The sequence below is a fragment of the Chryseobacterium sp. Tr-659 genome (genome assembly GCF_011752975.1).
In the GTDB taxonomy this organism is placed as follows: Bacteria; Bacteroidota; Bacteroidia; order Flavobacteriales; family Weeksellaceae; genus Chryseobacterium.
This window is the reverse complement of record NZ_VWWP01000001.1, coordinates 770,462-785,012: the sequence shown is the minus strand read 5'-3', so window position 1 is coordinate 785,012 and position 14,551 is coordinate 770,462. Positions and strand designations below refer to the sequence as shown.

Below are 14,551 nucleotides of genomic sequence, written 5' to 3'. Positions count from 1 at the left end.
CTTAGTTTCAGTTGGCAAAGCTATAGGTAAGTGAATTATATAAATAATGTTAGGGAGTGAAAGGTGATTATTCGGGAGTGAATGGATTTTTATTTTACCTTAATAAAGGCAAAAAACATACGAAATATTCACCATCAACAGAAATATTAAGAAGATTATTCTTAAAATACCCATAAACCTGATTCAAATATTCAATTCCGAATTTCTCTCCCTGTACCGGCTCTGTTTTGGGCTGCCAGGTATTTTTCACTACAATCCCGTTTTCTTCAACGGTAATGATGATTTCCAAAGGCTGATCTATGGTAGCAATATTGTGTTTTATTGCATTTTCAGTCACAATCTGAAGGGATAAATACGGAATCTTTTTCTCCAGGCTTTGGGGATCATTAATCACCATTTCAAATTTCATTTCTTCATCAAACCTGCTTTTTAAGAGCTCCATATACTGCTGTATGAAATTAATTTCCTGCGAAACAGGAACAATATTTTCTTTTGGAGGTACAATAAGATACCGATAGATCTTGGAAAGATTAATGGTAAATTTCTGCGCATTCTCTTTATTAATTCCGATCAGCATGTAAAGAGAGTTCAGCGAATTGAACAGAAAATGCGGATTGATATTGTTTTTAAGCTGCTGAAGCTGGTTGATCACTTCTGCTTTATGCATCTTTTCATTCTCTATAAGCAGTAGATTCTTTTCAGACTGTATCTTTTCCTTTTCCCGATAAGCTATATTCGTGGATCTCTGGAACAGGATAAAAACTGTTACAATAAGGAATAAAGCAGCCAGAAAGATATAGATGGTATACGTTTTTATTTTGTTGCTATTTTCATCAATAATGAAATTAACATGATTGACTACCGTGTAACCATCAAAGTTATCAGTCTTTAGCGGTTTTATAAATCGGGTTACTTCCACCCCAAGGTACTCAGAAACGGCTGTTCTTTTGGTATAGCCTGTTTCTGTTTTACCGGATAAAGTATCTCCGGGCTTAATGTCTGTAAAGTCAAAAATATTCTTCCCTATATATTTCTTTTCAGGATGGGTAATACAAATTCCTTCTTTTGTAAAAACATAGGCATAGGTATTGGAACTTTTATCTACATTGATAAAATACTGATGGAGATCATCAAGACTAACTGTAGAACCATAGTAAAGCTTATTTTTATCTGGCAGCACCAGCGAGTCATAACTCACCCAGTACATACTGTCTTTACGGGTAACCAGAAGATCTCTGAAATGCCCCGGACCATTATTTCTGATAACAACAGACTTTTCACGATGTTCTTTATTCTTGAAAATATCAGATAAGGGATTATTACTTTCAGACTTGCCGGAACCGGTGTTCTCATAGTAATACCAGCTGTAAGGCAGTAAATTCCTTTTTTTGTTTAAATCGTTTAAAACCGAAGAATAGTTCTTATAATTGTTTAAGCCGTCTTTTTGGATCAGTGCTCGAAGCAGGTACTGATAATCTTCAATATTTCTGAACTCATGTTCCACCGATTCATATTTTCTGAAAAAGGTTTTTTTAGCAAAATCATCTGTATTTTTACGACTGTCTTCCGTAATCAAAAGACTTAAAACAGCAAATGCTGCCACAGCAATCAAGCAGGCAGAAAAAGCAGCGATGTAAATGGATTTTTGGGATAAGGCGCGTTTAAAGTTAATATTCAATTTCTTCTACATTCTTATTTTCTTTAAAAGAAAATTCAGACAACACTTTACTGTAAGGCTTCTTTTATAATGATTTCTTCTAGAGATAAATTATTCGTTTGCAAAGATATAACAAAGATTCCAGGACCAAAAAGTGAATTAAAAATATCTTACAATCCCTGATATTTAAAAACTATTTTTAAGTAAAATTTAAACTTATGTATTTATTTTTCAGCACAATAAAAACAGGCTGTCTCAAAATACTATTCCAAATTGATTTGATGGAATGAATAATCTCAGTTCTTGATGTTAAAAATTCTTACATCAATACGAGATGACAAGATCCTATGATTGGATTTTGAAACAACCTGCTTACATCATGAGTTTTAAAATTTATAATTATACCCGATCTGAGCAAAAAAAGGCAGATGTGGTTTTGTTTTAAAATCCTGGGAGATTATATTTCCGACTTTTAAATATATTTCCTGACGAGTAAAGGAATATCCGCCTTGTAATCCATAGTAGAAATTCCCACCGGTAGCCGGCTCATACCATCCGTCTTTCACTCCGGGATAGATTTCCTTATAGTGCCCGGAATGTTTGAAATGAGTAACAATCGCTTTATCAAAGCCAGCTTCTCCCCCAATAAACCATTTAGGTCTGTAATACCCGATTACGCCTGCCATATCCAGTCCAAAGTTGAGAATAGCAGCATTCTCATTTTCAAACCTGCGAAAAACTCCCTGAACTCTTGTTGAAAGTTGAAAATCGCTAATCTTTACCCATCGGATATTAGTACCGGCTTTTACTTTAAAATCATCCAGCAGAGTATCTCCCAACGGAACGGAAAATTCTACTCCTGTGATCATGGGAAACATTCCTCCGAATTTATATCCGTACCCAAGTCCTATAATTGCTCCATATTCTGCTCCTACATTGGCATTCAATAAATGTTTTTCTTCATTCAAGGCTGCCCAGTTTACCGTTTGTGCTTTCATAGAAATAACGGTCAGTAATACAATTAAAACTGATATTATATTTTTGTTCATGGTGTTGATTTTAAAGGTCTCCAATAAGAGTAATGATCTCAGGTTTTGTCTGATTGTTCCAGGCATTGATATTGGTGATAATTCCGTCATGTCCCACCCCCGATATTTTCACTCTGGTAAGATGATGATAGCTTGATGTTATTTTCTGGGCCCATGAATCCGGATAGGCTTTATTTCTTTCACTGTAGAAGAACAGAACCGGGCCTTTATAATTCTGGATCCCTTTGGAAAAATCCAGCTTATACTGATCTCCGGCATCGAAAAGGGCATCCATGACTACAGCTCCGCTCCGCCAGCTTATTCCAGGATCAAAATCTCCTTCTCCTGTAATGCTGTTTTTTGAAGCCAGCATAGACATTTTATAATCTAAAATTTCGTGCTGGTCTTCTTTACCGGAAATGAACTGATCCAGATAGGCCGCATCATTGAGTATTTCACTCCATATTTTAAATGATCTGGATCTTTTTACGTAATCCGTAACATCATTCCAAACAAGGCCGCCTGGCTCGCACAAGATAAGTCCCTGTATATCATCCGGATACTTTCCTGCATATCCCGTAGCCAGCATCGCACCCCAGGAATGCCCCAAAAGAACTACCTTTTGCTCAGGTCTTTTTCGATAATGGGCAATCACTGCATGAAGTTCATCATACATAAGATCTGTAACTCCCGCTCCCAACTTCTGATAAGAATTTTTCGGAAAACGCTGTGAAAGTCCCGAACCTCTCTGATCGTAGAATACAACCCGTAATCCATTATCCACAAGATTTTTACAATTGAGAAGATAGCGATAGTCTCCTCCCGGGCCTCCGTGAAGCGGAAGAATAATTGTTCCATCTTCAGGTCCAAAAGCTTCAGTGTGAAGCATTGCACCATTTACAGTGATAGAGGGAAGAGAAGAATCCTGGTCTACGGTTTTAGGAACCAGATTTCCGGGTTCATCAATTGTTCGTCCGTCAGTGCAGGAAAACAACATAATGAGAAGAGTAAAAGCAGCTAACGCTACATTCTTTTTTCTGAAAGCAATCATACTTTTGGGTTTAAAAGTTATGATGCAAAGATTCATTATCTTCAAAAGCAAGTCGCTCCATCAGGAAAGTTGGAACACAAAAGACACAAACCACAATCAACTGATTACTAAACAGATATGAAAAATGACACCATTCCCTGAAAGATGAAACCCTGTAAGATCAGACTTTTTGATACTCGCTGGGAGTAACACCAGTGTACTTTTTAAAATTTCTATTGAAAGAGGTTTTGGAATTGAAACCGCATTCAAATGCAATTGAAAGTAAAGTATATTGTTTGCTTTCAGGTTCTGAGATTTTGTTTAAAAATTCTTCGATTCTTTTTTCATTGATAAGTTCGTAGAAATTTTTATTCTCTTTGGAATTGATTACCTGAGAAAGATTATTAGGATGAACATCCAGCATGGCAGCAAGTTCGTTCAAGGTAAGATTAGGATTAATAAAGGGCTTTTCTTCCTTCAGAATTTTCTGAAGTCTTGCATGGATATTTTCAATATTTTCTTTTGTAAGACCGGATTTCTGGTATTTCTTATCCGTAATAAGAGAAATTTCCTCTTTCTCAGTTTCAACCTTCGTTTCAGCTTCTATCCTGTAACCTGCAACCGCAAGTGTAGGCTGACTAAAGACCTGAACCTGTTTTATTCCGAAATATCCAAGCCATATAATAAAAACAGCTACGGCTCCGTAAATGATATTAACGTTTACAAAAAGTACCAATCCCCAGATCAGTGCAATCCAGATAATAAGATACAATAACCAGTTGAAATTGATCTTTTCAGTATTTGAAAACTGCTGAACCATATTCTTCCTGAACTGATACAGTAACCAGAAAGATAGAATAACATAGATTATCCCGGACAGATAAATAAAGTATAATCTGAAAAGCATTTCGGTTTCAAAGCCGCTTCCCTGATGTTTAAAAATCTCTACTCTTTTATCAAAAGATGAAAGGTAGAATTTCAGGAATAAAAGATTAACCATCAGAAAAGGAATAAAATGCAGCAAATACTTCCACGAAAAAGGCCTGGGTGAAGTCTGCTTTCTCACATACATGTATAAGAAAGGCCCGTAAACAACCGGTAGTGTAAATCCTAAAAAAGTAAATGAAGGATATTCTGTATACTGACGGGTAAGAAACATATAGTGACACGCTAGATTTAATCCTATTGCAGCAAGCCATCCCGTCAGGATTAGATCTGCAATATTTCTATTTCTTTTGGTCAATAAAAGAAAAGCCAGGAAAAAAGCTAAAAAGACACCAGATAAATAAAGCATAAAAGCTTCAATATTTTGTTAATTTAAATACATACTGTTCACGACAAAAGTAAATATAATTTTAACACAAAAACCTGAGAATAAATAAATTTCCGGAACTATAAGATGAACATACCCATCTGATCTGAAGGGGAAGAATAATGATGCTAAGTCTTAAAATTAGTTAATATCACCGGACAAACAGCAGATTCAGCTCTTTATATTTTGAAAATTAATTATCTTCGCCTACAAATCTTATTTGAAAATGAAGAAGATCATCTCCGGGATATCTATTTTTTGTTCTATCATTATCGCTGCTCAGGAAACAATCCAGTTTCAGGAACTACCATTCAAAGATATTATTGCAAAAGCCAAAAAAGAAAAAAAACTGGTTTTTATTGATGCTTATGCTTCGTGGTGTGGCCCATGCAAAATGATGGAGAAAAACGTTTTCACTCAGAAAGCAGTAAGGGATTATTATAATACCAACTTCATTAATGCAAGATTTGATATGGAAAAAGGTGAAGGGAGAGACCTCGCATCTAAATTTGGAGTAAGATCCTACCCTACCTATCTTTTTTTGAACGGCGAAGGTGAGCTTGTTTCGAGAAATACCGGCTATATGGAAGAAAGCTTATTTGTGGCAATGGCTCAGGATATCAATGCACCAGGGAATAAAAAAGGATCATTGAAAGAACGTTTTGCGGGTGGAGAAAAAGATCCTGAATTTCTGATCAATATTATGAAGCTTAATTCTAACTCAGATTATGATTTTGCTAAAAAAGCTTCCGAAAGATATTTTGAAAATAAAAAGAAAACTGAAGAACTTACGAAAGATGAAATAGGGTTCCTGCTGTATTTCATAAAATCATCTGAAGACAATAACTATAAAGCTTTTACATCAAGAAAAGCAGAGATCATCAAATTTTTACCGGAAGAAACATACAACGAGTTCGATGCACAGTTGAAACTGGCTAAAATAGTAGAGCAATCTATTGATGATAAGAATAAAAAAATAAACGATGATTATTTCCTGAAAGCTGCAGAGCCAATGGTAGGAAAAGAAGCCGCTGTTAAAAAGCTCAACCAAACTAAACTTAGTTATTATGAGCAAAACACTAATTTTCCTGAATACGAAAAAGCAGCTTTAGATTATTACAAAAATTCAGATGCATTTGATCCGAATGAACTTTTGAGAGCGGCATGGATATTTGCAGAACATGTGAAAACGCCTTCTTCATTAAAGAAAGCAACAGAATGGGCTGAAAAGTCCGTAATGAGAGGTGAAAATTCTGAAAACACCTATATTCTTGCTAAACTTTATTACCTGACAGGAAATAAGGAGAATGCAAAAAATTATGCTGAAATGTCTAAAAATATGGCCATTCAGGGCAACAAGGATTCAAATCTGGCAGATGAACTGCTTAAGCAAATACAATAAACATACAGATGAAATATAAATTATTAGCGGGTGTTTTAGCTTTCCTGGCAGCAGGAACTCTGAATGCTCAGGAACAGGAACAAGGACAGGATAAAAGTTTATACATCAAAGGAAATGCTTTATTTGCTCCTATAGGGATTATAAATGTAGGTGTAGAAAAGCAGCTCAGCTCAAAATATACTCTTCAGGGAGATGTTTTCATTTCACCCTGGAAATCTTTTGCAGGCCATGAATTACAGATCTATTCCCTTTCCATAGAAGGCAGATATTATTTTAATGAAGCTTTTAAACACTGGTATATAGGAGCTAATATAGGAGTTTCCGCTTACAATCTTCAAAAATGGAATTACTGGAAAGACACTGTAACTGAAAACTGGAATGGAGAGCTTCTTGTGAATTCCAATCTATATCAAAAAGGATATTCTTATACATTAGGAATTACAGGAGGTTATCAATTTCAGCTCTCAGAACGTTTAAATCTTGATATTTATGCAACAGTAGGTACTTCTCAGGGTTTTTATAAAGGTTATGACCGTACAACCGGGAAACGTTACGATTCTGCTGAAGGATTTAATAAAAGTGGAGAAATTATCCCTTACAGAGGGGGTGTAATGATCTCTTATAAATTAAAATAACACAATGAAACCTTTCGGAAAACATCATATTATCATTTCAGTGATCACCTTTGTGATTCTTTTTTTGATGAATTATATCGGGAATGATCTTCCCGACAAAGTACAAAGAGCTTTACTAACGGCTTTTGCTGGTGTTGTTGGATTAACTCTCGGACTTTTTATTTTGAATAAGGGCAGAAATGATAAAAATCCGCCCCAAAATTTTGATTAATTAATCTTCGTAAACCACATATCTGGTTCGGATTTTCTCAAAGCTTTCCAGATCTTTTCTCCATGAAGCCTTAATTTCCGGGATCGATTTTCCGGCAATGATCTGTTTTCTGAATTCATCAGTTCCGGACAGCGTATCAAACCAAAGGTTTTTCAGGAAAAAATCCTGTTGAGGATTTTTATAGTTTTGGTAAGCTTTGATCACCCATTCGAGGTTTAACTCTCTTAGATCTTTCGGATAATTGGAAAGGTTTTCGCCATAGCATAATTTCCCGTTCAGGAAAGGATCCTTAGCTCCGTAACTTGGTTTAGGAGTAAACTGGTATGGGAGATTTACCATCCACGGAGAACCATAGATCTGAAAAGGAAGATCTGTTCCTCTTCCCACGGAAACCTGAGTACCTTCAAAAAAGCATAGGCTGGGATATAAATTAATAGCTTTATCATTTGGTAAATTAGGAGAAGGCTTATCCAAAATCGGATAACGCTGTTTTTTATGATAGTTTTTCATAGGAATCAGCGTATATTTAGCTTCAACCCCACCTTTTAACCATTTTTCACCATTAACCATTTTTCCGTATTCTCCTATTGTAAGACCATATACTACGGGTACTTCATGCATTCCTACAAAACTGGTCCATTTCTTCTTCAACACAGGCCCGTCAGTATAACCGTCATGAGGATTAGGACGATCCAGAACCATAACTTCAACATTATTTTCAGCTCCGGCTTCCATCAGGTAAGATAAAGTGGAAATATAAGTATAGAACCTCACTCCTACATCCTGGATATCAAAAACTACAATATCAATGCCCTCAAGCTGTTCCGGTTTTGGCTTTTTATTATTACCATACAGTGAAACAATCGGAATTCCGGTTTTTACATCTATTCCGTTTTTTACTTTCGCTCCGGCATCAGCATCACCTCTGAAACCATGTTCAGGAGCAAAAATAGACTTGATTTTGATTCCGTTTTTTACAAGAAAATCTACAAGATGGGTTCTGTCACTCATTAATCCCGTTTGATTAGTGACCACACCAATGGTTTTACCTTTTAATAATGGAAGGTATACTTCAGGCTGATCTGCCCCGGTTTTAAAATCAGATTGAACTTGAGTCTGAGAATAATATTGATTGAATACTCCTAAAAAAATTAGGCAAATCAGAAGTAAATTTTTAATTTTGAAATCTAAATTCATAAGCTTGAAATTTCCTTTATATTTCTCTAGAAAAATAGCATTTTCCAAAGATAACAAAAATAACCTATCAAGGGTTATCATCTTCATTGGCAGGCTTTCTGTAGCATTAGGGATCATTGTTTCCCTGATTACCGTAGCCACCGGTTTCGGTTCTAAAAAAGCTATCAAAGAGAGACTTGCCGATTTCAGCGGACATATTACGGTGAGATCTACACGATCGAATTCCTCTTACAATACTTCCGTACTCGACAATCAAGGGCTTAATATTGCTAAAATAAAAGAGCTTCCGGATGTAGAAAGCACCCAGAAATATGTAATGGTTACGGGAATTATGCGTAACGAACATAATTTCGCCGGAATCATATTCAAAGGAATCGGAAAAGATTTTGACAGTCTAAGGTTCAAGAAATTTCTCATTGCCGGTACTACTCCTAAAGTTACAGAAAAAGGTTTCAACAATGATGTTGCGATTTCTCAAAAAATAGCCAATGATCTGCATCTTAAAGTTAATGACAGTATTGTTACTGTATTTTTAAAGGCAGATCAAAAGCCGCTCTATCGTAAATTCCGAATCATTGGTATCTATAGAACAGATATTAAGCTGATTGATGAGCAGTTTGTTATCGGAGGAATTAATCATGCAAGAAAAATTCAGGATATGAAACCTGATGAAATAGGCGGAATTGACATTTTCCTGAAAAATGTAAATGATATAGACAAAGATTTTCCTGAAATTGAAAAGCTGATCGGTTATAAAAATTATGCTGAAAAAGCCACTGAAAAATTCCCTCAGATTACAGACTGGATCAGTATTTTTGATACAAATATCGCTCTGATCATCATCATTATGCTGATTGTAGTGGTCATCAATATTATCATGGTTCTTCTCATCCTTATTATTGAAAGAACTAATTCTATAGGTTTACTTAAAACACTAGGTGCAAGCAACTCCCAGATAAGAGCAACTTTCATCAATTATACCCTGATCATTATGATTCCGGGACTTCTGTATGGAAATGCCATTGGATTGGGGCTAATTTTAATTCAAAAGTTCTTTGGAGTTATAAAGCTTAATCCGGAAAATTATTATGTAAGTACTGTTCCGGTAGATCTTAATCCTATTGCTATTATTTCTATTTCCGTAGGAATTCTGATTATTTCAGGCCTTGCTTTGATCATTCCAAGTTACCTGATCAGTAAGATTTCTCCTGTAAAAGCGATTAAGTATAATTAACCTGATAATTAATATTGGCAGTTATGAATGATTCAGCTCTATCAGCTTAATTATCTACAACTTATCCACATGTTATCCACAGTAGAGATAAGTTTAAAAACTCTATCTTTGCACCGCATATAAAACATTTATGAAATACGCAAAAAATATCCTTGAAACGATAGGAAACACACCGCTGGTAAAACTTAATAATGTGTTAGGTGAAGACTTTCCGGCATTAGTATTGGCAAAAGTAGAGACATTCAACCCGGGAAACTCCGTAAAGGACAGAATGGCTCTTAAAATGATAGAAGATGCCGAAAAAGACGGCAGATTAAAACCGGGAGGAACCATCATTGAAGGAACTTCAGGAAACACAGGAATGGGATTGGCGCTTGCGGCAATCATCAAAGGCTACAAATGTATTTTTGTAACCAATTCCAAACAATCAAAAGAAAAGTGTGACATTCTTCGTGCTGTGGGAGCTGAAGTAATAGTTTGCCCTACTGACGTAAAACCTACTGATCCTCGTTCTTATTATTCAGTTTCAAAAAGACTGGCAAAAGAAACGGAAAACGGATGGTATGTAAATCAATATGATAATTTATCCAACAGAGCTGCTCACTATGAATCTACCGCTCCTGAAATCTGGGAACAGACCGAAGGAAAGCTGACTCACTTTGTTGTAGGAGCCGGAACAGGAGGTACTATCACAGGGTGCGGAACTTTCTTCAAAGAAAAAAATCCGGACATCAAAGTAATCGGGGTAGATACTTACGGTTCTATTTTGAAAGAATTCCACGAGACCGGAGAATTACACTACGATCATGCTTACACATATATTACGGAAGGAATCGGAGAAGATATCATTCCTGAAAATTATGATATGTCTGTTATTGACCATTTCGAAAAGGTAACCGATAAAGACGGGGCTGTTTATGCAAGAAAACTGGCTAAAGAAGAAGGTATTTTCTGTGGATACTCTGCGGGAAGTGCAATTGCATCTTTGATCCAAATGAAAGATCAATTTACTAAAGATGATGTCATTGTTGTTTTACTTCATGACCACGGTTCAAGGTATGTAGGAAAGATCTACAACGATGAATGGATGAAAGAAATGGGCTGGTTGGAAGACAACAAAGAAGGTTAAGAAAACAGACTGGCAAAAAAGTCAATATTTGTACATAATAAAAAAACGGAGCAAAATTTTGCTCCGTTTTTATTTTTATAGACTCAATTGATATTTTCTTTCAATATTTTTTTGAGAAAACTATATTCTTTCTCGCTCATGGATTTCCTAGGAAACATATAACTGTATTTCCCTTCAATGGAAATGAATTCATTATTGCTGTCAAAATATGTGAAATCTTTCCACTCACTGGTTTCTTTCTCACCATCAATATTTACTGTGAAAAAATTCTGATCAAATCTGATTTCGTAGACTTTACATTTTTCAAGCACATTTAAATATTGATTTACCTGTTTTTTCCATCTTGAGACTTTATTCACACTTACCGAAAGAAAAACAGTACACAGCAGAAATATAAAGCTCAGGAAATATAAAATTCCTACGCTTTCTTTATTCAGCATATCTTTCAATAGAAATACAATACATAAAATAACTGCTGATACTATTGTAGTGATGGTTTTAGCCTTCGTTGCAGGAGAGAAAAGCAGACTCCCCTGATTACCGCTAAAATAAATATCTTCAAAAATCTTTCTTTCCGGCTTCAGTGTGATCACCTTTTCCTCATTCATCATATAAAGTTGGCTTTAAAAAGCTACAAAGCTAAACTAAATATCTTCATATTGATTACTTATTGCAGAAAGTTTATTCATCAGTTCTCTGTTTCTGCGGTTTAAGGCATCCAGCTTTTTCAACATATTATAAATTACTTCCAGTCCGGGAAGGTTGATCTCAAGATCATAGTGCCAGTTGGCGAATTTCTCCAGATCAGGAAGATCCTCATACATCAGATAATGAACATTGTCTTCAATCTGAATATTCAGTAATCCGTAATCCACAAGTTCATCAAAAAAAGTAATTTCTATATTGTAAATTTTTACGAGTTCTTCCCGCGATATTCTTTCACTCATAGCCTAGGAATTTTTTAGTTGTTCAAAAAGTTCTTTCTGCTTTTCAGTAAGGTTTACAGGCAGTTTTACTTCGTAGGTCACGAAAAGATCTCCATGTTCTCCTTCTTTTTTGTAGACTGGAAAACCTTTTCCTTTAAGTCGTACGGTAATTCCGTTCTGGGTTTCAGGTTTTACTTTAAGATTTACGCTTCCGTCTAAGGTATTCACTTTTACTTCTCCTCCTAAGACAGCTGTGTACAAATCAATAGCAACCTTTGTTTTCAGATCATCTCCGATTCTTTCAAAATCAGGATCAACCGGGATATTGAAAGTAATATATAAATCTCCGTTAGGACCTCCGTTGACTCCCGGATTCCCATGCCCTTTCAATTTAATCTGCTGACCGTCATAAACTCCTGCCGGAATGGTAATTCTGACTTTTTTCCCATTGATTTCAAAGGTTTGCGGATGGGTAGTTGCAGCATCTTTTAATTTTAAATGCAGTTCGGCCTGTATATCTTGTCCTTTGAATTTCCCGGAAGCTCTTCCTCTTGAACTTCTTCCAAATCCGCCTCCTGTTTCTCCGCCGAACATACTTTGAAAGAAGTCTGAAAAATCTTCACCTTCTCCAAAATCAGCACCGGAGAATCCTCCTCCTCCATAATTTTGCTGTTGATATTGCCTTTGCTGCTGCTGGGCTTTTTCGTATTCTTCGCCGTGCTTCCAGTGTTCTCCATATTTATCATATTTGGAGCGGTTTTCAGGGTTGCTTAGAACTTCATTGGCTTCGTTCAGCTCTTTGAACTTCCTTTCAGCTTCTTTATCATCAGGGTTAAGGTCAGGATGTAATTTTCTAGCCAATTTTCGATAAGCCTTTTTGATATCGTCCTGTGTTGCGCTTTTATCTACGCCTAAAATTTTATAATAATCTATATAAGCCATAGAAATGAGGTTTACCCAAATTTATGAAATTTAGGTCTGAAAATTGTATAACAGAGTGTTAAAAATAAACCTATCTTTGATAAAAACCGCCGCATGAAAGAGGTCCTTAAAAACTACTCGGGAATCATATTTTTACTTTTGGGAATTACCATTGGAAGCATCATCGGGATTGTTGCACCGGGTTTTGTAGAATATATTAAACCTTTAGGAGACATTTTTCTTAACCTTCTTTTTGTAAGTGTTGTTCCGTTGGTATTTTTTGCAGTATCCAATTCTATCGCGTCTTTAGAACAGCAGTCTAAATTCGGAAGGATTATTCTTGTGATGGCTCTTACATTCCTGTTTTTTATTTTAACAGCCGCTGTTTTTACAATATGTGCGGTTTATCTTTTCCCTGTTTCAGGAGTTTCCGGAAGTTCTGAGATCATTACGGAAGCTGCCAATAATGATTCCTGGGGCAACAGGATCGTAAGTTTCTTTACCGTAGGGGAATTCACAGAGCTTTTCTCAAGAAGAAATATGCTGGCACTGCTTGTATTTGCTTTCCTAACTGGATTTGCAGCCAGAAAAACAGGAGAGAAAGGGCAGCCGTTCAGGGTTTTTATTGCTTCAGGATATGAGGTTATGAAAGAACTTCTTTTATTGGTGATGAAACTGGCCCCGATTGGTCTGGGGGCCTATTTCGCCTATCAGGTTGCTACTTTGGGGCCTCAGCTTTTTGGATTTTATGCTAAACCATTGGGATTATATTATGTAGCGGGAATTATTTATTTTCTGGTATTCTTTTCTCTTTATGCATTTATGGCGAATGGACAAAACGGGGTTAAAAGTTTCTGGACGAATGCCATCTACCCTACCCTTACAGCCATCAGTACCTGCAGCAGTTTTGCTACTATGCCGGCCAATTTACAGGCGGCTTCAAAAATCGGGATCCCCAATTCCATTGCAAATCTGGTTATTCCTATTGGTACAACTTTGCATAAAAACGGTTCTTCCATGTCTTCTATCATTAAGATTTATGTAGCATTTTTAATTATAGGAAAGGATTTTTTTGATCCCGCCAATCTGCTCTTAGCATTGGGAATTACTGTTTTTGTAAGTATTGTAGCCGGGGGAATTCCAAATGGCGGATATATCGGAGAGATGCTGATGATCTCTGTTTACAAATTACCACAGGAAGCTATTCCGGCTGTGATGATTATCGGAACCCTTGTGGATCCTTTGGCAACGGTTCTGAATGCTGTAGGAGATATAGTAGCTGCTATGTTTGTGAACCGGTTTGTAAAAGTCTGATTCTAATTTTTAATTATCTTTTGTGGAATGAATTCATTTTATAAAAAAATCGGATTATGTGACAGTTCCAGAATTGAAGTCAATATCAGCAGCGCTGAACTGATTCAGAAATTGCAGAAAATCACCTATAAAACCAATAAAACTTTTATATCATTAGAAAGAGATACCGCAATTCCTACAAGGTTTGAATACAGAGGAATGATTGAAGAGAGCCGTTTTACCATCAAAAGAAGAATGCGTTTATTTGATGTCAATATGAATAATCCTGTATTTGATGGGTATATTTCAGATGAAAATGGCCAATCTTCTGTTTCTGTTGAAATTCATCCTTCAGGAATTCAGATTTTCAGCTGGATCATTATTTTATGTTTTTGCTTTTTGGCAATTTTTATCAATATAGAAGAACAGCAGGACATTATGTTCCTGGTAATTGCTTCCGTAATTGCCGTAACTCAGTATTTTGTTTTAAAAAGAGGAATTTCAAGAGGAAAATATGAATTTGAAAGGGAACTGATTTATATTTCCCAAAAGCCTTAGCTGCTTCCTGCCAGCTGA

The 14,551-nt window shown here is 35.9% G+C and carries 15 protein-coding genes; 7 read left to right on the top strand and 8 right to left on the bottom strand.

What is annotated here, in order from left to right; all coding sequences use genetic code 11:
- Window positions 1-94: 94 nt before the first annotated feature.
- The 4 genes from F3J23_RS03420 to F3J23_RS03405 form a co-directional block, all read right to left on the bottom strand.
- Window positions 95-1,678, bottom strand: a complete 1,584-nt coding sequence (locus F3J23_RS03420; RefSeq protein WP_167024086.1) for a histidine kinase — start codon at window positions 1,676-1,678, stop codon at window positions 95-97.
- A 365-nt stretch (window positions 1,679-2,043) separates the two neighbouring features.
- Window positions 2,044-2,706: a hypothetical protein gene (locus F3J23_RS03415; RefSeq protein ID WP_167024082.1), complete on the bottom strand. Its 663-nt coding sequence runs from the start codon at window positions 2,704-2,706 to the stop codon at window positions 2,044-2,046.
- A gap of 10 nt (window positions 2,707-2,716) precedes the next feature.
- Window positions 2,717-3,736 (bottom strand): alpha/beta hydrolase, encoded by a 1,020-nt coding sequence (locus tag F3J23_RS03410; RefSeq protein ID WP_167024079.1) that lies wholly within the window; start codon window positions 3,734-3,736, stop codon window positions 2,717-2,719.
- Window positions 3,737-3,896: 160 nt separating this feature from the next.
- Window positions 3,897-5,009 (bottom strand): helix-turn-helix domain-containing protein, encoded by a 1,113-nt coding sequence (locus tag F3J23_RS03405; RefSeq protein WP_167024076.1) that lies wholly within the window; start codon window positions 5,007-5,009, stop codon window positions 3,897-3,899.
- A gap of 244 nt (window positions 5,010-5,253) precedes the next feature.
- Here F3J23_RS03405 and F3J23_RS03400 point away from each other — a divergent pair, with 244 nt between their 5' ends.
- From F3J23_RS03400 to F3J23_RS03390, 3 genes are read left to right on the top strand one after another with little or no spacing between them, the layout of a single operon-like run.
- Entirely contained in the window at window positions 5,254-6,429 is a 1,176-nt protein-coding gene (locus F3J23_RS03400; protein WP_167024073.1) for a thioredoxin family protein, read from the top strand.
- Between the two features lie 8 nt (window positions 6,430-6,437).
- Window positions 6,438-7,064: a DUF3575 domain-containing protein gene (locus tag F3J23_RS03395; protein ID WP_167024070.1), complete on the top strand. Its 627-nt coding sequence runs from the start codon at window positions 6,438-6,440 to the stop codon at window positions 7,062-7,064.
- 4 nt (window positions 7,065-7,068) lie between these two features.
- A complete protein-coding gene (locus F3J23_RS03390; RefSeq protein WP_167024067.1) occupies window positions 7,069-7,275 on the top strand; it encodes a hypothetical protein in 207 nt (68 codons plus the stop codon).
- On the opposite strand, the gene F3J23_RS03385 is transcribed toward F3J23_RS03390, so the two are convergent.
- Complete coding sequence (locus F3J23_RS03385) at window positions 7,276-8,472, bottom strand: exo-beta-N-acetylmuramidase NamZ domain-containing protein (protein ID WP_167024064.1); 1,197 nt, start codon at window positions 8,470-8,472, stop codon at window positions 7,276-7,278.
- Window positions 8,473-8,476: 4 nt separating this feature from the next.
- On the opposite strand from F3J23_RS03385, the gene F3J23_RS03380 reads away from it, so the two are divergent.
- Together F3J23_RS03380 and F3J23_RS03375 are read left to right on the top strand one after the other, a co-directional pair.
- The gene (locus F3J23_RS03380; RefSeq protein ID WP_167024061.1) at window positions 8,477-9,706 is read left to right on the top strand and encodes an ABC transporter permease; all 1,230 of its coding nucleotides are present in this window, start codon (window positions 8,477-8,479) and stop codon (window positions 9,704-9,706) included.
- Between the two features lie 130 nt (window positions 9,707-9,836).
- Window positions 9,837-10,835, top strand: a complete 999-nt coding sequence (locus F3J23_RS03375; RefSeq protein WP_167024058.1) for a PLP-dependent cysteine synthase family protein — start codon at window positions 9,837-9,839, stop codon at window positions 10,833-10,835.
- 83 nt (window positions 10,836-10,918) lie between these two features.
- On the opposite strand, the gene F3J23_RS03370 is transcribed toward F3J23_RS03375, so the two are convergent.
- From F3J23_RS03370 to F3J23_RS03360, 3 genes are read right to left on the bottom strand one after another with little or no spacing between them, the layout of a single operon-like run.
- Complete coding sequence (locus tag F3J23_RS03370; protein WP_228455252.1) at window positions 10,919-11,446, bottom strand: hypothetical protein; 528 nt, start codon at window positions 11,444-11,446, stop codon at window positions 10,919-10,921.
- A gap of 33 nt (window positions 11,447-11,479) precedes the next feature.
- The gene (locus tag F3J23_RS03365; protein WP_167024055.1) at window positions 11,480-11,782 is read right to left on the bottom strand and encodes a chaperone modulator CbpM; all 303 of its coding nucleotides are present in this window, start codon (window positions 11,780-11,782) and stop codon (window positions 11,480-11,482) included.
- A gap of 3 nt (window positions 11,783-11,785) precedes the next feature.
- Entirely contained in the window at window positions 11,786-12,703 is a 918-nt protein-coding gene (locus tag F3J23_RS03360; protein ID WP_167024052.1) for a DnaJ C-terminal domain-containing protein, read from the bottom strand.
- Window positions 12,704-12,796: 93 nt separating this feature from the next.
- Here F3J23_RS03360 and F3J23_RS03355 point away from each other — a divergent pair, with 93 nt between their 5' ends.
- Both F3J23_RS03355 and F3J23_RS03350 read left to right on the top strand, forming a co-directional pair.
- Window positions 12,797-13,996: a dicarboxylate/amino acid:cation symporter gene (locus F3J23_RS03355; protein ID WP_167024049.1), complete on the top strand. Its 1,200-nt coding sequence runs from the start codon at window positions 12,797-12,799 to the stop codon at window positions 13,994-13,996.
- Between the two features lie 27 nt (window positions 13,997-14,023).
- A complete protein-coding gene (locus tag F3J23_RS03350) occupies window positions 14,024-14,533 on the top strand; it encodes a hypothetical protein (RefSeq protein ID WP_167024046.1) in 510 nt (169 codons plus the stop codon).
- Window positions 14,534-14,551 lie beyond the last annotated feature (18 nt).